The organism is Bacteroidota bacterium, from assembly GCA_035506275.1.
Taxonomy (GTDB): Bacteria; Bacteroidota; Ignavibacteria; order UBA10030; family UBA8401; genus JAGVPT01.
Genome location: DATJPT010000010.1, coordinates 131,541 through 149,901 on the forward strand (window position 1 = coordinate 131,541; position 18,361 = coordinate 149,901).

Below are 18,361 nucleotides of genomic sequence, written 5' to 3' on the forward strand. Positions count from 1 at the left end.
TTCTACAATGTAGTTTTATGAAAACTATCGTTGTTTCCTTTGCGACTGACCTCCGAAATACATTTAACTTTTCTCCCCCTAACCTTGATTGTGTTCTTGCTCGCATCCGGAGCAGCAAGCGCACAAACCTCGATCGTCATTGCTCCCGAAATCGACCAATTTCAGATCCTTCAGCCGGATACCTCGTTCCGGCTTAGCCACGGCATTATCATCCCCAACACTGAATCGATCTACCTGGATTCGATGAGACTGACCAGGCAGCAAGATTATACTCTCGACTATTCGACCGGGATGGTTCATGTCTCCATTCAGCAAGCGATAAATTTTAAGGTAAGAAAACATTCTATCGCTATATGCTATAGCTTTTTACCGTTTTCATTTCAGCCTGTCTATCGGCATAAAGAATATTTGATCAAACATGACTCTCTTACAAACCGTTCGACAACAGTCGTCGCGACGACCTCCACGGCAGGAGCGCTGGATAATATCTTCGGGCCTGATCTGCAAAAGAGCGGGTCCATTTTTCGAGGGTTTACCGTCGGTACCAACAGGGATCTAACGCTGAATTCCGGGTTCCGTCTGCAGTTCTCCGGAAAACTGTCGTCCGAGGTCGAAATTCAGGCTGCATTGACCGATGAAAACACGCCCCTCCAGCCAGAGGGAAATACCCAGACTCTGCAGGAATTGGATAACGTATTTGTCCAGATCAAAAGCGCTGATTATTCCGCGACTTTGGGCGATTTCTATTTTGACATGTCCGATGGTGAATTCGGCAAGCTAAGCAGAAAGCTCCAGGGAGCAGAAGGAACCGCAAATTTCACCTCCAACGGTCTTTCGGGGACCGTCACGGTGACCGGCGCAACCTCGCGCGGTAAATTTAACACAAACCAATTTCCAGGGATCGACGGGGTGCAAGGGCCGTACCAACTCTATGGGAAGAATAATGAGAACAATATTGTTATCATCGCCGGGACCGAGAAAGTTTATATCGACGGGAATATCATGGTCAGAGGGGAGGCGAATGACTATGCCATTGATTATTCAAGCGCTCAAATCACCTTTTCTTCCAAGAGGTTAATTACAAGTGTCTCACGTATCGTTGTAGACTTTCAATACACCGATCAGTCGTATGAGAGGAACTTTTTTGCCGTCGACGCAAATGTCAAAGCGCTTTCCGACAGAATGAAATTTTCAGTGATGTACGCCCAGGAAGGGGACGATCAGAATGCCCCCATTAACATTTCGCTGAGCGACAGCGATAAAGCCGTGCTGTCGCAAAGCGGAGGGAAGCCAGCCACGTTATCCGGAGCAGACTCGGTGGGCGTGGACTCATTGAATATCGGAAAAGGAGAATACGCAGCAGTCGATACTCTCGTGGCGGGAAATTTAACAAGAATTTACGAGTTTGCCCCCGGGACATATCAGGCCCAATTCAACGTAACGTTCTCTTTCGTGGGATCGGGAGCAGGAGACTACACGCATGTGTTGCTGGGACAATACCGCTACGTCGGGCCTCACAATGGCAGTTACCTGCCCATCATTATCCTGCCGGCTCCTCAATTGCAGCAAATTGCGGACGTGAATACATCCATCCGTGTGACGAAAGAGCTGACCGTAAACGGTGAATTCGCAGCAAGCAGCCTGAACCCGAACAGGTTCACGCCGAATGATCAGGTGACTGGCGATGCGACCAAATTCTCGGCGGAGTTTTCTCCTGCAAACGTCAGGGTCGCAGGCGCGAACATCGGATCCTTTGACCTTTCGTTATCGGACAGATACACTAATAAGAGTTTTTCCCCGATCGACCGGATTGATAATGTGGAGTTCAGCAGAGAATGGAGCATCGACAGCACGGTCAATCTTCAGCCCTCGTCGGAGGAGATCCGCGAAGCAAACCTCACATACCATCCGATCCAAACTCTTGCCGTCGGAGGTTCGATCGGCTCGAACAATTTGGGGCCGCAGTTCTCGGCCGACCGGAGGGAAGGATTTGTGCGATTGTCGGACGATTCGCTGCCGAAGGTCGACTACTCTATCGACCAGGTCAAAAGCTCCCAAGGGATCGCAAACGCAGAAAATGATTGGGTACGGCAAAGCGGTTCTCTTTCGTACGCGTTTAAGAAATTCCTCCCGAGCTTCCATTTCGAACACGAGGACCGGTCGATAGAGACCGCGACTGCCGATTCGCTTGACAACGCAAGCTTCGGTTTCACCACGCTCGCGCCGAAGTTTGCCCTCAAGGGAATCTACGGCATGAACCTTTCCAGCGAGTTCGAATTCCGTTCTGACGATGCGGCCTTTGAAGGCAGATTGGATCCAGAATCAAAGTCGATCACTCAATCGTACGGCTGGTCGTTATCCGAAATTCAAAACTTTTCCTCATCGCTGAGCGTTATTTTCCGGGATAGAACATATTCCGACGAATTCAAACTTTCAAACCCCGATGTCCGGACAACATTGGTGCGAACAGAGTCACGGTACACGCCATTCCAGCGCGCCGTCGATGCCGATGTGTACTATGAAGCATCGAGCGAACGGTCGGCGGAATTGCAGCGGGTGTTTGTCCAGGTTCCCGTCGGACAGGGACAATATGTTTGGGTCGGCACCGGAGCGGTGAACGCAACGGACGAAAGCCAATTTCAATTGAGCCGTTACGACGGCAATTATACCGTCATTACCGTCCCGACCGATCAGCTCGACCCGGTCGTGAACGTCAAGACATCGTTTCGTCTCCGACTCGCGCCGGCCAAAATCATCTCTGCCCCGTCGAACTGGTTTCAAAAGGCGGCTTCTATCATTACGACCGAAAGCTATATGAAGATCGAAGAAAAAAGCACCGACCCTCAAACGAATCAGATTTATTTTTTGAATCTCGATCACTTTCTCAGCCCGGCCACCACGCTGCTCGGCAGCCAGCTGATCCAGCAGGATCTCTTCCTCTTTGAAAACAGGTCGGACCTGTCTTTCAGGTTCAGGTTTCTCCAGCAGGATGGAGGGGGGCAGTATAGCACAGGGTATGAACAGACCTATAATCGCGAACGATCGGTGAGGATCCGCTGGCAGCTTGTCTCCGAAATTTCAAATCAGATCGATTATGCGAACAAGCAGGATAATCTCGCCGCTTCGCTGGCAAGCGGCCGCTCTCAGGTCATCGGTTCGGACGATCTCATCTCGGATTATGCATACCGGCCGGAACAAAATATAGAGGTAGGATTCAAGATCGAAGCCTCCCGGTCGGAAGATGACTATCCCGTCGTACCGATCATTGCCAGCCTGAATGCCCAATCACTCCGGACAATCCTCTCTTTTCGCGGGAGCGGCCAGATGAGGATTGATTTCTCCCGTGAGGAGCTTTCGCTCGAAAACAACGCTGCGGGAGCCGTCGTCCCGTTCGACCTTACCGCCGGAAGAGTGCAGGGAAAAACATTTCTTTGGGATGTGTCGTTCGATTATCGGCTCAGCGGCAACCTTCAGTCTTCACTGCAGTATAACGGCAGGTCGGAGCAATCTCATACCCCTGTGCACACTGCAAAGGCCGAAGTTAGAGCCTTTTTCTGAGACTTTTCAAAAACAATATTTTACTTGCTTCTAAGTATCCGGTACCGTATATTTTATCACTGCATTATAAAGTCCCGCCTCAAGCGGGACTTTTTTTTGATGATGTGAGAAAAGTGTGAATATGGCGCTGGTTGAGGACATTTCCGGAATGGTCGAAGCAAGCCTCGCTGCGATCAACGGCTTTCTTGTGGATGTCAATATTCGCGGCGAAAAGGGGAGTTCCGTCATTGAAATTTTTGTGGATACCGACAAAGGTATCTCCGCAGATGAATGCGCTCAAGTGAGCCGCTCGATCGCCTCGGAGCTTGACCGAAGGAACATGATCGCGGGACGTTATCGTCTGGAAGTCTCATCCCCCGGGCTTGACCGGCCGATGAAATCGGTCCGGCAACTCAGGAAAAATGTCGGCCGCCAGGTCTCCATCACTTCTGCGGCCGCAGGCGGGAATGGTCCGGTTGAGGGAACGTTGCAGGAAGTCACGGATGCGGCGGTCACGGTCGTGACGAAAGAGAAACGCGAACAGACCTTTGCGGTGAACGAGATTCGCGAAGCACGGGTGCTTCCGCAGTTCAGATAAAGAGTGTTTGGGTTGAATTACAATTTTCATTTTGGAGGATTCAATGAATTACGAGATAGTCGAATCATTCTCTTCACTGGTTCGGGAAAAATCCATCGACAAGGATATCCTCGTCGGAATCGTGGAAGATATTTTCGGGATGATGGTCCGGAAAAAATACGGACAGGAAGCGCGCTTCGACGTCGTCGTCAATATGGAGAAAGGCGATATTGAGATCTATCTCGAAAAAGAGGTGGTCGAAACGGTCGTTGACCCGGTGACGCAGATCGACGTTGAGGCTGCGCGGAAAAAATCGGGCGAATCATTGGACGTCGGCGAAGATTACGTAGAGATCGTGAACCTCGCCGATTTCGGCCGGCGGCTGATCATTACGGCCAAACAAAACCTCAATCAGAGAATCAAAGAGCTTGAGAAGGAACTGATCTACAACGAATACAGCAATTCCATCGGCGAGATCCTCGTCGGAGAGGTCTACCAGATCCGGAAGAACGAGATCCTTGTCATGCACAACAAGAACGAAGTGGTGCTTCCGAAGAGCGAGCAGATCCAGAAGGAACGGTACAAAAAGGGAGATACGATTCGTGCGGTCATCAAAGAAGTGAGAAAGAACTCGGGCAATCCGACCGTTATTATTTCCCGCGCCGACACGAAATTTCTTGCCCGGCTTTTTGAAATTGAGATCCCCGAGATCTACGACGGTATTATCGAGATCAAGGACATCGCCCGGGAACCCGGCGAACGCGCAAAGGTCGCAGTGGAGTCTCACGACGACCGCATCGACGCCGTCGGCGCCTGTGTCGGAATGAAAGGCGTCCGCATCCATGCCATCGTTCGCGAACTTAACAACGAGAATATTGACGTCATCAACTACAGCGACGAGCCGCTGGTCATGATCACACGCGCGCTCGCGCCAGCGAAACTGAAAAAGATCGACCTGGACATCGAAGCAAAAAAAGCCACGATCCTCGTCGCCGACGATCAGGTGTCCCTCGCCATCGGCAAGGGAGGGCAAAATATCCGCCTGGCTTCTAAACTTTCGGGATTCGACCTGCAGCTCGTCAAAGAAGGGGCCGAGTATGACATCGAACTTATCGAATTCCGGGATGAGATCGGAAAAGAGATTTACGAGAAGTTCATTGAGAACGGTTACGACACTGCGCAACAGGTCATGGAAGCTGACATCCCTGATCTCGTGTCGGAGCTTGGTCTGGAAGAAGAGAAGGTAAAAGAGATCGTCGAGCTCATCAAGAAGGAATTCGAGGAAGCGGAAGTCGATGAGGGAGACGAAGAGGAAGGAAGCAAGAAACCGGAAGGGGCGAAAACCGCAGCGGCTGACGCCAATCTGAAAGAAGAAGCAGTTTCCGACGCTGCGGAAACTACCAAAGAAGAAACCGAAACGCGGTAACACAGTATCCACTCACTGTTCCCGGTTCCGACTGACTACAGGAATTCGAATGACGGAAACAACTGAAAAAAAAGTTAAAATATTCAACCTCGCGAAAGACCTGAACCTCGCGAGCGGGACGATTATTGAATTTCTCAATAAGAAGGGGTATACCATCAAGGGGCCGATGTCGCTCGTCGAAAACGACATGATGAAAGACATCATGTCCCATTTCAAGAAGGACAAAGATGTCGCAGACCGGCATCAGCGAAAGATCGCTGAGATCAAGGAAACCAAACGGCGGACTGCTGAAAAGAAAAAGGAAACCGAAGAAGAAGCAAAGGAAACTCCAAAGAAAAAGCTTGAAGAGGAAGTAGCGGAAATGCCGCCGCAACAGCCGGCCGTTGAGAAGAAGCCGGAAGTGCACGCGACAGAGCCGATCAGCGCGCAGCCGGCTGAAGTGGAAGCTCCCGTTATCTCCGCGAAAGAAGAGACCCAAATTGTACCTGCCGAAAAATCGCTCCAAAAAGCGGAAGCAGAACCGGCGACCGGAGCAGAGGCAAAGAAGAAAAAAGGGGAGAAGGCCTATACTTCCCCCTTGGACCAGCTCAGCGCACGGCGCAGGGGCTTGACGATCAGAGGGAAGATCGATCTGAAAGTGACCTCCGAGACTCCCGAAAAGGAACGCGGAACGGGAACTGCAAGCGAAACGGAAGAACAGCACAAGCGAAAGAAGAAGAAAAAGAAAGTCAAAGACGAAAAGACCAAGGATGTCGTCGAAACCGAGGTCGACGACGGAGCAAAGAAGAAGAAAAAGAAGAAAAAACTCCGGGTTCACGAAGTCGATGACACGCAGGTCAATGAAGCGATCAAACGTACGCTTGCCGGGATGGACGAGTCGATCGTCAGCCTCCGTGCAACAAACAGAAAGAAGAGAAAACGGGAGCGTGAGGAAGAGCAGGCAAGGCTGCTGGAAGAAGCACGAGATGAAGAAGGCAAACTTCGTGTCACTGAATATGTTACGGTCGGCGAATTAGCGAGCTTAATGAATGTTCCTGTCGCCGATGTCATCGCAAAGTGTATCGGTCTTGGACTGATGGTATCCATCAATCAGCGGCTGGATAAAGATAACATTACTCTCGTCGCCGATGAATTCGGATTGCAGGTCGAATTTCATGAGGAGTTTACGGTCGACCTCCTCGAGGATAAGCCGGATGCTCCCGAAACGTTGAAGCCGCGTTCCCCGGTTGTGACCATCATGGGGCACGTCGATCACGGTAAAACATCGCTGCTCGACTATATCCGCCGTACAAACGTCGTGGCTGGCGAGGCTGGCGGCATTACTCAGCACATCGGTGCCTACGAGGTATCCTTGGATTCCGGGAAAAAGATCACATTCCTCGACACGCCGGGCCACGAGGCATTTACGGCCATGCGCGCCCGTGGAGCCCAGCTGACGGATATCGTCGTTCTTGTGGTGGCTGCAGAGGACAGCGTCATGCCTCAAACTCTCGAAGCAATAAGTCACGCACGGGCCGCCAATGTTCCGATCATCATCGCGATCAATAAGATCGACAAGCCCGAAGCCAACCCCGACCGCATTCGACAGCAGCTTGCCGATAAAGGAATTCTGGTTGAAGAATGGGGAGGCAAATATCAATGCGTCGAAGTCTCGGCCAAAAAGGGGCTCAACATCGACGTCTTGTTGGAAAAAATTCTTCTTGAGGCGGAGGTCCTCGACCTGAAGGCGAATCCAAACCGGACCGCCCGGGGAGCGGTCGTTGAGGCGCAGATCGACAAAGGAAAGGGGATTCTCGCGACGATCCTCATTCAAAAAGGGACGCTGCGCGTCGGCGATCCCTTCGTCGGCGGCATCTACAGCGGAAAGGTCAAGGCAATGTTCGATGAGAGGGGAAAAAGAACTGAAGTCGCCGGACCGTCGACGCCGGTCCAGCTTCTCGGCTTTGACGGCATTCCTCAAGCCGGTGATCAGTTCATCGCAATGGATTCCGACCGTGTTGCGCGCGACATCAGCCTCAAGCGCCAGCAATTGAAGCGCGAGCAGGATTTCCGGCAGATCCATTTTGTCACGCTGGATGAAATTTCGGAACAGATCCAGGCAGGACAGCAGGTCCGCGAACTCTCTATCGTCGTGAAAGGCGACGTCGACGGGTCGGTCGAAGCGTTGGCCGATTCGCTGATGAAACTCTCCACCGGCGAAGTGAAGATCCGCGTCATCCATAAAGGCGTCGGAGCGATCTCAGAATCCGACGTTCTGCTTGCGGCAGCTTCCCATGCGGTCATCGTGGGCTTCCACGTTCGCCCAAATTTGAACGCCCGCCGTCTCGCGGAGCAGGAAAAGGTCGATATCCGGCTCTATAACATCATCTACGACGCCATTAACGAGGTGCGGAACGCGCTTGAAGGGTTGCTCGCGCCGACGATTTCCGAGGAGGTCACCGCGACCGTCGAAGTGCGCGAAACGTTCAAAGTGCCGAAAATCGGAACGATCGCCGGCTGCTACGTGACGGACGGAAAGATTGTGCGCAACAACAAAGTGCGCCTCCTCCGCGACGGTGTGACGATTTTTGACGGCGGGTTCGCTTCGCTTCGAAGATTCAAGGACGATGTTCGGGAGGTCGAACAGGGGTTCGAATGCGGTATCGGCCTGGAAAACTTCAACGACGTCAAGGTCGGCGACATCATCGAGGCGTACAAAGTGGTCGAAACAAAGCGGAAGCTCGTTTAAGACGATCGAGCGCCGTCGGAGATTTATTTGAAAAGGATTGAATGTCAGTACGAACGGAACGAGTTGCATCGCTCATCAGGCATGAACTGGGAACGATCATTAGCCGGGAATACACCGGCGGGGAATTTGGCTTAAGCACCGTCACCGAAGTGCGGGTCACTCCCGACCTGAAGATTGCAAAAATTTATGTGAGCATCCTTGGGGCCCCGGCGATAAGAGAAAAAACGCTGGCTCGGCTCGAGGCCGAAAAATCGCGTCTGCGGGGCCTTCTTGCATCTCACGTGAACATGAGGTTCACGCCGGCGTTGCAGTTCTATCATGACGATACGATGGACCGGGTCGAGAACCTGGAAAACCTGATAAAGAAGATCCACGAGAATGACCCTAAGCCGCAATGAGCCGGTCACGATGGCGTCGGATGTCACCTCGCTCGATTTCGAGAGCGGGGAGATCCTTCTCGTCGACAAGCCGAAAGATTGGACCTCCTTCGACGTGGTCCACCGGGTGAGGGATCTGTTCAACGTCCGCAAAGTCGGGCATGCGGGAACGCTTGACCCGAAGGCAACGGGGCTGTTGATCCTCTGCACCGGCAGGAAAACGAAGGACATCGATTCGTTCGGCGGCCAGGAAAAGGAGTACGAAGGGACAATGCAGCTCGGTGCGACAACAGCGAGCCTTGATTCAGAGACTCCCGAAGAGAACCTGAAGGATTTTTCCCGGATCACCGAACAGCAGCTGCGGGAGGCTTTCGCGTCCTTTATCGGAACCCAGCTTCAGGTTCCGCCGATGTACTCCGCGGTAAAGTATGACGGCAAACCGCTGTACAAGCTGGCCCGCAAGGGGCGCTCGCGTGAGAGGGAGCCGCGAGAGGTCACGGTCTCCGACTTTACATTGGTCCGGACAGATCTGCCGCTCGTGTTCTTTCGCATCGTCTGCTCAAAGGGAACGTATATCCGTTCGGTTGTCGACGAATGCGGAAAAAAATTAGGATGCGGAGCATACGTCAAAGAGTTGCGGCGCACACGGATCGGCGGTCTCTCGCTGCAGCAGGCGCTGCAGATCGAAGAATTGCATCAGCTCAGCGACCGTTGCGCGTCGGCGAAACATGTGACCGTATGAAGATCGTCCGCTCCTTGCCGGAGCTCTCGCACAACAAAGATTCCGTCATTTCAATCGGTACGTTCGACGGAGTCCACCTAGCGCATCAGAAGATCATCCGCGAGGTGATCCAGAGAGCACAAGAACGGAGCGGACGGAGCGTCATCATCACCTTCGATCCGCATCCGAAGGAAGTTGTCGGGAAACAAAGCGGTGACAACGAGCGGGGGCGCGTTCAGCTGCTGACGACGAACGAAGAGAAGCTTGAGCTGATCGCGAACCTCGGGGTCGACGTGACCTTCGTCGTCCCGTTCACGTACGAATTTTCGCGGAAACCGTTCCGCGAGTTCTACACCGAGTATATCATCAACGGTGTCGGCGTCAGCGAGGTGATCGAAGGATACGACCACGGATTCGGCAAAGACCGTGAAGCGGGGCTGGCTCAACTCCTTGCCCTCGGGCGTGAATTCGGATTCTCCGTCGTGGCGGAAAAGCAATTTTTCTCAAACAACGAACTCGTGAGCAGTTCGCGCATTCGGTCGTTGCTGATGGAAGGGGAGGTCGGGAAAGCCAACACGCTGCTTGGCAGGCGGTTTGGATTTTCGGGGACCGTGGTGGCCGGGGACGGTCGCGGCAGGACGCTCGGTTTTCCGACGGCAAATATTGACGTGCAGGACCCGAGAAAGATCCTCCCCGGCAAGGGAGTGTATGCAGTGAAGGTCCATGTGGACGGCATGCAGCATAACGCTCTGATGAGCATCGGCACACTGCCGACGTTTTACGAAAATCACGACGCTGTCTGCGAGGTCTTCATTTATGAGTTTGCGCAAAATATTTACGGCCGGACAATAACCGTGGAATGCGTCCAAAAGATCAGAGGAGAGAAGAAGTTCTCGTCGCCGGAAGATCTGGTGAAGGAAATGAATAACGACAAGCATGTTGGAAAAAATATTCTTGAAAATGTCCAATAGCATACTATACAATTATTTTTAAGGAGTGTTCATGTCAATTTCAAAGGCTCAGAAAGCAGAATGCATCAAAAAATACGGCAAATCTCCGAACGACTCCGGGACCCCCGAAGTACAGATTGCCATCCTCACTGCGAATATCAACGCATTGTCGTCGCATTTCGACGGACATAAAAAGGACAATCACTCGCGTGTCGGGCTGCTGAGAATGGTCGGAAAACGGCGCCGGTTGCTCGATTATCTGATGGAGAAAAATATCGAGCGGTACCGGAAGATCATTCAGGAACTCGACATCCGCAAGTAATAGCAACGCAACAGGACGACGCTGAAATATTTCAGCAACGATATGAATCATCGAGAGTAAAGTACCCACATGGTAGTAAAAAAAGAAATTCAAATTGGAAACAAAACGCTGTCGTTTGAAACCGGCAGGTTTGCAAAACAGGCGGACGGCGCCGTGATGGCCCGCTATGCCGACACGATGGTCCTCGCGACCATCGTCGCACCGAAAATATCCGAGGACGACCTCGACTATTTCCCTCTTCAGGTTGAGTACCGGGAAAAAATGTCTTCGGCAGGGAAAATTCCCGGCGGATTTTTGAAAAGGGAAGGAAGGCCCTCGGACAAGGAGATCCTCTCGGCCCGTCTGATCGACAGGCCGATCCGGCCGATGTTCCCGGAAGGATACCACAACGAGACCCAGATCATTGTGAACGTTTTTTCATCGGACCAGCAGAACGACGCCGATGTGCTCGGAGCCTGCGCCGCCTCAGCGGCGCTGATGGTGTCGGATTCTCCGTTCGACGGCCCGATCGCCGAAGTGCGCATCGGCCGTGTCAACGGCGAGATGCTGATCAATCCGACCTTCGACGAGCTCGAGGTCAGCGACATGGACGTGACGGTCGCCGGAACCGACGATTCCATCGTCATGGTCGAAGGCGAATCCCGCGAGATCGGCGAAACGGACATGCTTGCTGCCCTGAAATTCGCCCACGACGCGATCAAAAAGATCTGCGCTCTGCAGAAAGAGCTTGCCGCGGAAGTGAAAAAACAAAAGCGCAAAGTTGCAGCGCCGGAGATCAATCCTGACCTTCTGGCGGCCGTCAAGGCCCTGGCAGAGGAGAAAATCCGGGCAACGGTAAATACCGTGTTGTTGAAGGACGAACGTTCGGCGGCGAACGAGAACATTGCCCTCGAAGTGCACACGGCCCTTGCCGAGAAGTTTCCCGAACAGGAAAAAACCATCGACCAGATCCTCCACGACATCGAAAAATTCGAGATGCGTGAGATGATCCTCGGGAAGAAAAAGCGGCTCGATGGAAGAGGGCTCGCTGATATCCGCCCCATTTCGATCGAGCTCGGCCTCTTGCCCCGGGCGCACGGCTCTGCGCTTTTTACACGCGGTGAGACTCAGTCTTTGACAACGGTAACGCTCGGGACCAAACTCGATGAACAGATCCTCGACGGTCTGCTCCCCAAAACGACCCGGCGCTTCATGCTTCATTACAATTTCCCTCCGTTCAGTGTGGGGGAGACCGGAAGACTTGCAACAGGACGGCGCGAGGTCGGACACGGTAATCTCGCCGAACGGGCCCTTAAGATCCTAATGCCGGAAGAAAAGGAATTCCCGTACACCGTTCGCGTCGTTTCGGACATTCTCGAATCGAACGGCTCTTCATCAATGGCAACCGTGTGCGCCGGTTCGCTCGCGCTCTTTGACGGCGGCGTTCCGCTGAAGAAGTCTGTCGCCGGAATTGCCATGGGATTGGTCAAGGAGGGAGACCGCGTCGCTGTCCTTTCAGATATTCTCGGCAACGAAGACCACCTGGGCGACATGGACTTCAAGGTCGCAGGGACAAAGGACGGCATCACGGCATTTCAGATGGACATCAAGATCAAAGGGATTTCGTTTGCCATCATTGAAACGGCCCTTCAGCAGGCCAAGGCCGGAAGGCTCCATAAACTGGCCATCATGGACGCGGCGATCTCGTCCCCGCGAAGCGATCTCAGCCAATATGCCCCTCGCCTGACGACGATCCAGATTCCTGTGGATATGATCGGCGCCGTTATCGGCCCCGGAGGGAAGAATATCCGCAATATCGTCGCGGAATCGGGAGCTGAAGTGAACATCGAGGACGACGGAACCATCGTCATCGCTGCAACCACCAAGGAAGCAAGCGATACCGCGCGCGCCATGATCGGCCGCATCACGGAAGTCCCCGAAATCGGGAAAATATATAAAGCGACAGTGAAAAAAATAATGGACTTTGGCGCGTTCGTCGAAATCCTCCCGGGCAAGGAAGGCTTGGTGCACGTCTCGCAACTGGATTTGAAAAGGGTCGAGAAGGTGGCCGACGTTGTCAAGCTGGGAGACGTGTTCGAAGTGAAGCTGATGGAAATCGACGACAAAGGACGCCTCAATCTCAGCCGAAAAGCTGTCATGCTTGCGGAAAAGAAAAAAGAGGAAGTTCCACAAAATAAATAACAGTTCCATGGAACATTCTCGTCCGTCGGCAATAACCGCACTCTTCATTTTCCATGGATAAAGTCCTCCGTCCTGCCCGTCATCTGCGCGGCGAAATAACCGTGCCCGGCGACAAATCGATCTCTCATCGCGCGGTGATGATAGGATCGCTGTCGATGGGCAGGACAGAAGTCGTCGGGTTCCTGAACGCCGCGGATCCCCGAAGCACGCTCGAGTGCATCCAGGCGATGGGGATCGAAACTGCATTGACCCCGCACGCGCTGCACATCGTCGGCAAAGGACTGCACGGCTACCGTCAACCGGGGGCTCAATTGAACGCCGGGAACTCCGGAACTACGATCCGGCTTCTCTCCGGCATACTTGCCGGTCAGAAATTTGCCAGCCAAATTTCCGGGGATCAATACCTCGTCCGGCGGCCGATGAAGCGCATTATCGACCCGCTCACGGAAATGGGCGCGCAGATCGTGGGGACAGATAAATTTACCGCCCCGTTGAAAATTTTTCCGGCCGATACGCTCCATGGCATCACCTATGAACTTCCGGTCCCCAGCGCTCAGGTAAAATCAGCGGTTTTGCTCGCAGGATTATTTGCCGAAGGAAGGACGACGGTCGAGGAATCCCAGGCGTCCCGCGATCATACCGAACGGATGCTCGGACTCACGCCGGTGCGGACGGAAGGGAAATCGAGCGTCTCCGTCACCGGAGGAGTACAAATCCCTGCTCGACAATTTTATATCCCGGGCGATCCCTCCTCGGCGGCTTTTTTCATCGTGGCCGGTCTCATAGCCCGCGATTCGGAGCTCGTCATCAAAAATGTCGGGATCAACCCGACCCGCACGGGGTATCTTGACGTGCTTCGCTCGATGGGGGGAAAGATCTCGATAGAGAATGAGCGACAAATTGGAGGCGAACCGATCGGCGATGTTGTGGTTAAAAGCTCCGAACTCAGGTCCAACCTGGTGCTGCAAGGGTCGATCATTCCGAATATCATCGATGAAATTCCCATCCTCGCCGTCGCTGCGGCTTTTGCTGTCGGAACGTTTGAAGTCCGGGGAGCATTCGAGCTGCGCAACAAGGAAAGCGACCGCATCGGAGCGGTGTGCGAAAATCTTTCTCTCATGGGACTTGAAGTGGAAGAGCTCGAGGACGGGTTTGCATTTCACTCAAAAAGTACATTAATTCCCACGACGTTCGACAGCTATGGAGATCATCGGATCGCAATGGCGTTCGGCGTTGCTGCATCGGGTCTCGAGGGAGAATCAACAGTTAAGGATTCCGATTGCGTTGACATTTCATTCCCGGCATTCTGGGACACCCTTCACATATTGGCTAACTAGCCGAGGTCAGTGTGGCAAGCGTCAAACTTGAGAACATCCGGAAAGAGTATGAAGGGGGAGTCGTTGCCGTCAAAGACGTTAACATCGATATCGCCGACAAAGAATTTGTCGTGCTCGTCGGCCCGTCAGGCTGCGGAAAATCCACTACGCTTCGAATGATTGCCGGTCTCGAAGAGATCAGCGGCGGGACGATCTCCATTGGCGGCACGGTTGTCAACGATGTTCCCCCCAAGGACCGCGACATCGCCATGGTCTTTCAGAACTATGCTTTGTATCCGCATATGACGGTCTACGAGAACATGGCGTTCGGATTGAAGCTCAGAAAATATCCGAAATCGGAGATCGAAGCACGCGTCCACGAAGCCGCTCAAATACTCGGCATCGAGGAATATCTCGACCGGAAACCAAAGGCATTGTCCGGCGGGCAGCGGCAACGGGTTGCCCTGGGGAGGGCCATTGTTCGGAAGCCGAAGGTTTTTCTCTTCGATGAGCCCCTCAGCAACCTCGACGCGAAGCTGCGCGTGCAGATGCGCACCGAGATTTCTAAACTCCACGATCGGCTCAATGCTACGATGGTGTACGTCACGCACGACCAGACCGAGGCCATGACGATGGGAGACAAGATCGTCGTAATGAAGGATGGAACGGTACAGCAGACGAACACGCCGCTGAATCTCTACCACAACCCTTCGAATAAGTTCGTGGCGGGGTTCATCGGAAGTCCGGCAATGAATTTTATGGAGGGGACCATCTCCGTCAAAAAAGGGCTGACGTTCACAGAAGATAAAACCGGCGTTGTCCTGAAGCTGCCGAAAGAACAGCACTCGAAATTGAAACCGTTCGCCGGAAAAGGGGTTTGGCTTGGCATCCGGCCCGAGCATATCTCCGATGCGAACAAAACGGCCGGCGCGCGGTATGCACAATGCAAGGCCAGGGTGGAGGTTGTTGAGCCGATGGGAAACGAGATCTTCGTCTATTTCTCAACAGGGAACGGAAAACAATACGTTTCGCGGATCATTGCAACAGAGGAGCCAAAGGCCGGAAAAGAAATGGACCTCGCGTTCAACATGGGCAAAGCTCATTTCTTCAACAAGGAGACTGAAAAAGTTATCTGAAGTGCCGGTTCAAAGCTCAACGATTTGATGTTGAAACCGGTCGATGACAATCTCCCCGCTTAGCCATTTCACAAAGTCCGGTCCGTATTTGTTCATGTAGTACACTACGTTGAACTCTCTCTCCTGAAAGTTGGATTTCGGATAAATGTTCGACGCGACCTTTTGGATCTGCCTCATCGTGACGTCCTGCCGCCGCTGCTGCGCCGCCTGCGTTTTTTCCTTCAGCACATTCAACTGAGATTCTATTCGCGACACCGTTGAATCGATCGCTCCCGAGAGGGTCGAATCGATTTGCTGGATGCCGAAGCGGCTTTCTGCGACCGCTTCCTGAATGCGGCGGTGGAGCTGCTCAAAGAGAGCGTCGACCTTCACTTCAGAAACTTGTTCGGCAATCCGGGCAAGCAGGGGATCGAGGTCCGACCATATTTCGGTGACATCGACCGAATATTTTTCGAGGATGGTCTTTATCTTTTCCTCCACAATCGTCACGCTTGCACGTGGATACACGACTGGTTGTTGGACATCGAAGAATTCATAGACCGGCTTCAACTGAGCGAAATAAGCGATCTCCGAGGGGCCGCCCACGTACGCGGCCGTGGGTAAGATTGTATCCTGGCAAATGGGGCGGAGGACAACGTTTGGAGAAATCAGTTCAGGTGAAGTCTCAACAATGGCGGCCAGCTCTTCCTTGGAAAAAAATTGCCTCGTTCCTTTTAAGCTGTAGTCGCTTTCACGAGGTTCAATGAGGTACCGTCCCCCTTTGTGAATCATGAACAAGTTGATCGACTTCGCTTTGATTTGCGCGTGGTAGCGCTCTTCCAGGCTGGCGCTCGTCTCGATAACGATCTGCGATGTCTTTGAGGATGAGGAAATTTCTCTTTGGAAAATGGGTTTGAGAATCCTTTTAAGGTCGGCATTTCCCGGTTCGAGAAAAATTAATCCTGACTCCTCGAACAATTGGTTCATCAGTCCGACGAACGCCGAGCCTATCGAAGCTCCGTTCCTGTAATATCCCCGCAGCGCCGAAAACAAGCCTGTCTTGAATTCGGACTCCTGCAATTGCGCCTGCAGCCGTTCAAAAAAGCCGTCGATAAAACTATCGATTACAATGCTGCCAACCGGTCCCGGATTTTTTTCGAATGGTTTCCCGCCGAATAAATATTCGATCGTTTGAATATCGCCGGCTTGTCCGAGAACGTGCACCTTATTGATTTCTTCAAAATCATGGTCTTCATTCTCCACCCAGAAAACCGGCACGAAATTGTAATCGGGAAATTGCCCCGAGAGCTGTTCGGCGAGTTTGATCGCGGTGATCGTCTTGTAGATGGTGTAGAGCGGGCCGGCACACAGCCCTACCTGCTGACCGGTAACCACGGCAACAGTGTTATCGTTCCCCAGGAGATCGATGTTTGCCAGCGTTTTGATGCCGCAATGGTGCTGTTTGTTTTGCTCGGTAAGCACACGAACGAGAGTCGAGCGGTCGTGCGTTCTTGACAGCACTTTTTCGATGAGCTTCTTCCAATGCCTCCGGTCGTGAAAATCGGCGGAGTAATAATCTTTCACCTTCTCGAAATCATTCAGGTAGTCAACGTAAAGCGGGGTAATGCCTGCCTCGAAATTCTGGATCTGTTTGTAATCAACCCAATCCATCGAAACTCTCAAGTAATGAATGAAATGTCCTGTAATATACGCCCTAACGTCATAAGAATCAATTGTTGGCTTGACCGGCGCGCGGATTGATTTTCGTCACGACGTACGATATATTAGTACATGAAATTTGCTGGAAAAACAGTGTTGATCACCGGCGGCACCGGGGAACTTGGACGAGCCGTCACCAAGTACTTTCTTTCTGAAGGCGCCGATGTCGCCGATTCATATTACTCCGATCAGGATGCCGCGGAATTTACGGAGCTTTTCCCCCGGGCGGTGCTCTTAAAAGGAGATCTTTCGAAAGAGGGAGATGTTCGGCAGGCCTTTCAGTCGCTTCTGGATAAGAAAAAAAGACTGGATATCCTTTGCAACCTTGTGGGGGGATATATGTCAAAAAAGGAGATTACAGAGCTGACCGAAAAGGATTGGGATTTTATGTTCGCGCTGAACTTAAAGACCTGTTTCCTGTGTACGCGGCAGGCATTACAGATAATGAAAGCGCAAAAATTCGGACGGATCATAAACGTCTCTGCGATGGCAGGGCTGACGCCCTCGGCCGGGCGGGGTGCGTATGGAATTTCTAAGGCGGCCGTGGCAACGTTCACCAAGATCGCAGGCGAAGAAACGAAAGCCTACGCTGATTCCAGCATCACGGTGAACGCCATCGCCCCAAGCATCCTATTGACGGAATCGAATAAACGATCCGCGACGGAAAAAGAATCCCGGCAATGGGTCACGCTCGAACAGGCAGCGGAGGTGATCGGTTTCCTTGCCTCAGACGAAGCAGCGGCAATAAACGGTGAAACGCTGCCGGTATACGGCCGCATATCGAACTAAGAACTAAATTGAATTGAGCATGAGCCTTACACAGCGGATCAGTGACGACATGAAAGCGGCAATGAAATCGGGGAACAAGCTGCGCCTCGAGACATTGCGAATGCTGCGGGCCCAGATCATCGAGTTTGAAAAGAAAGGTCTGGACCGTCCGATGAATGACGATGACGAAATGTCGATCCTCATCTCGGCGACCAAAAAGCGAAAAGAAGCGATCGAAATGTATACCGGAGCCGGACGCACCGAACTTGCGGAAAAAGAGACAAAAGAAATGGAGATCATCTCGGAATACCTTCCGAAGCAGCTTTCGCGGGAGGACGCCGAAAAAATTGTCGCCGGACTGATCCTCCAGGCAGGGGCTTCCTCCGTCAAAGATATGGGAAAGCTCATGCCCCTTGCCATGAAGGAGTTGAAAGGGAAGATCGATTCCAAAGTGATCTCTGAAATCGTCAAACAAAAGCTCATAAGCGTTTCATGACAACCTTCGATTCGATACTGATCGTCGTTCTCGGCCTTTTCATGTTTGCAGGATGGAGAAGCGGTTTGCTGAAAAAATCGATCGCCCTCGTCTGTCTCGCCGTCTCCCTTGTCCTTGCGACCAAATAC

General features: G+C 52.6%; 14 protein-coding genes. 13 read left to right on the plus strand and 1 reads right to left on the minus strand.

Features of this window, described 5'->3' with window-relative positions:
* Positions 1-84: 84 nt before the first annotated feature.
* The 11 genes from VMF88_09560 to ugpC all read left to right on the plus strand — a co-directional run bounded on the left by VMF88_09560 (position 85) and on the right by ugpC (position 15,271).
* Positions 85-3,558 carry a hypothetical protein gene (locus VMF88_09560; protein ID HTY11304.1) on the plus strand — a complete coding sequence of 1,158 codons (3,474 nt, stop codon included), beginning with the start codon at positions 85-87 and terminating at the stop codon, positions 3,556-3,558.
* A gap of 121 nt (positions 3,559-3,679) precedes the next feature.
* A complete protein-coding gene (gene rimP / locus VMF88_09565) occupies positions 3,680-4,135 on the plus strand; it encodes a ribosome maturation factor RimP (protein ID HTY11305.1) in 456 nt (151 codons plus the stop codon).
* 43 nt (positions 4,136-4,178) lie between these two features.
* A complete protein-coding gene (gene nusA, locus VMF88_09570) occupies positions 4,179-5,540 on the plus strand; it encodes a transcription termination factor NusA (protein HTY11306.1) in 1,362 nt (453 codons plus the stop codon).
* A gap of 49 nt (positions 5,541-5,589) precedes the next feature.
* On the plus strand, positions 5,590-8,268 hold the full coding sequence (infB, locus tag VMF88_09575) for a translation initiation factor IF-2 (GenBank protein ID HTY11307.1): 2,679 nt from the start codon (positions 5,590-5,592) through the stop codon (positions 8,266-8,268).
* A 41-nt stretch (positions 8,269-8,309) separates the two neighbouring features.
* A complete protein-coding gene (gene rbfA, locus VMF88_09580; protein ID HTY11308.1) occupies positions 8,310-8,666 on the plus strand; it encodes a 30S ribosome-binding factor RbfA in 357 nt (118 codons plus the stop codon).
* Positions 8,647-9,387, plus strand: a complete 741-nt coding sequence (gene truB, locus VMF88_09585) for a tRNA pseudouridine(55) synthase TruB (GenBank protein ID HTY11309.1) — start codon at positions 8,647-8,649, stop codon at positions 9,385-9,387. The genes rbfA and truB overlap by 20 nt, the downstream gene beginning before the upstream one ends.
* A complete protein-coding gene (gene ribF, locus VMF88_09590; protein HTY11310.1) occupies positions 9,384-10,337 on the plus strand; it encodes a riboflavin biosynthesis protein RibF in 954 nt (317 codons plus the stop codon). Before truB ends, ribF begins: the two co-directional genes overlap by 4 nt.
* Before the next feature lie 31 nt (positions 10,338-10,368).
* Positions 10,369-10,638: a 30S ribosomal protein S15 gene (rpsO, locus tag VMF88_09595; GenBank protein ID HTY11311.1), complete on the plus strand. Its 270-nt coding sequence runs from the start codon at positions 10,369-10,371 to the stop codon at positions 10,636-10,638.
* A 69-nt stretch (positions 10,639-10,707) separates the two neighbouring features.
* Positions 10,708-12,819: a polyribonucleotide nucleotidyltransferase gene (gene pnp / locus VMF88_09600; protein ID HTY11312.1), complete on the plus strand. Its 2,112-nt coding sequence runs from the start codon at positions 10,708-10,710 to the stop codon at positions 12,817-12,819.
* A gap of 53 nt (positions 12,820-12,872) precedes the next feature.
* Positions 12,873-14,156 carry a 3-phosphoshikimate 1-carboxyvinyltransferase gene (gene aroA, locus VMF88_09605; GenBank protein HTY11313.1) on the plus strand — a complete coding sequence of 428 codons (1,284 nt, stop codon included), beginning with the start codon at positions 12,873-12,875 and terminating at the stop codon, positions 14,154-14,156.
* Positions 14,157-14,167: 11 nt separating this feature from the next.
* A complete protein-coding gene (gene ugpC, locus VMF88_09610) occupies positions 14,168-15,271 on the plus strand; it encodes a sn-glycerol-3-phosphate ABC transporter ATP-binding protein UgpC (protein ID HTY11314.1) in 1,104 nt (367 codons plus the stop codon).
* 9 nt (positions 15,272-15,280) lie between these two features.
* Here ugpC and bshC read toward each other — a convergent pair whose 3' ends face one another.
* Positions 15,281-16,921 (minus strand): bacillithiol biosynthesis cysteine-adding enzyme BshC, encoded by a 1,641-nt coding sequence (gene bshC / locus VMF88_09615; protein HTY11315.1) that lies wholly within the window; start codon positions 16,919-16,921, stop codon positions 15,281-15,283.
* Positions 16,922-17,041: 120 nt separating this feature from the next.
* Between bshC and VMF88_09620 the strand changes: the two genes are divergently transcribed.
* Together VMF88_09620 and VMF88_09625 are read left to right on the plus strand one after the other, a co-directional pair.
* Positions 17,042-17,758, plus strand: a complete 717-nt coding sequence (locus VMF88_09620) for an SDR family NAD(P)-dependent oxidoreductase (protein HTY11316.1) — start codon at positions 17,042-17,044, stop codon at positions 17,756-17,758.
* 19 nt (positions 17,759-17,777) lie between these two features.
* The gene (locus VMF88_09625; GenBank protein HTY11317.1) at positions 17,778-18,233 is read left to right on the plus strand and encodes a GatB/YqeY domain-containing protein; all 456 of its coding nucleotides are present in this window, start codon (positions 17,778-17,780) and stop codon (positions 18,231-18,233) included.
* The last annotated feature ends 128 nt before the right edge of the window (positions 18,234-18,361 follow it).

Excerpts from the sequence above, each read along its gene's own strand:
- nusA (HTY11306.1), top strand. The coding sequence starts at position 4,179 with ATGAATTACGAGATAGTCGAATCATTCTCTTCACTGGTTCGGGAAAAA.
- bshC (HTY11315.1), bottom strand. The coding sequence starts at position 16,921 with ATGGATTGGGTTGATTACAAACAGATCCAGAATTTCGAGGCAGGCATT.
- pnp (HTY11312.1), top strand. The coding sequence starts at position 10,708 with ATGGTAGTAAAAAAAGAAATTCAAATTGGAAACAAAACGCTGTCGTTT.
- infB (HTY11307.1), top strand. The coding sequence starts at position 5,590 with ATGACGGAAACAACTGAAAAAAAAGTTAAAATATTCAACCTCGCGAAA.
- ribF (HTY11310.1), top strand. The coding sequence starts at position 9,384 with ATGAAGATCGTCCGCTCCTTGCCGGAGCTCTCGCACAACAAAGATTCC.
- rimP (HTY11305.1), top strand. The coding sequence starts at position 3,680 with ATGGCGCTGGTTGAGGACATTTCCGGAATGGTCGAAGCAAGCCTCGCT.
- aroA (HTY11313.1), top strand. The coding sequence starts at position 12,873 with ATGGATAAAGTCCTCCGTCCTGCCCGTCATCTGCGCGGCGAAATAACC.
- rbfA (HTY11308.1), top strand. The coding sequence starts at position 8,310 with ATGTCAGTACGAACGGAACGAGTTGCATCGCTCATCAGGCATGAACTG.
- VMF88_09620 (HTY11316.1), top strand. The coding sequence starts at position 17,042 with ATGAAATTTGCTGGAAAAACAGTGTTGATCACCGGCGGCACCGGGGAA.
- rpsO (HTY11311.1), top strand. The coding sequence starts at position 10,369 with ATGTCAATTTCAAAGGCTCAGAAAGCAGAATGCATCAAAAAATACGGC.
- VMF88_09625 (HTY11317.1), top strand. The coding sequence starts at position 17,778 with ATGAGCCTTACACAGCGGATCAGTGACGACATGAAAGCGGCAATGAAA.
- truB (HTY11309.1), top strand. The coding sequence starts at position 8,647 with ATGACCCTAAGCCGCAATGAGCCGGTCACGATGGCGTCGGATGTCACC.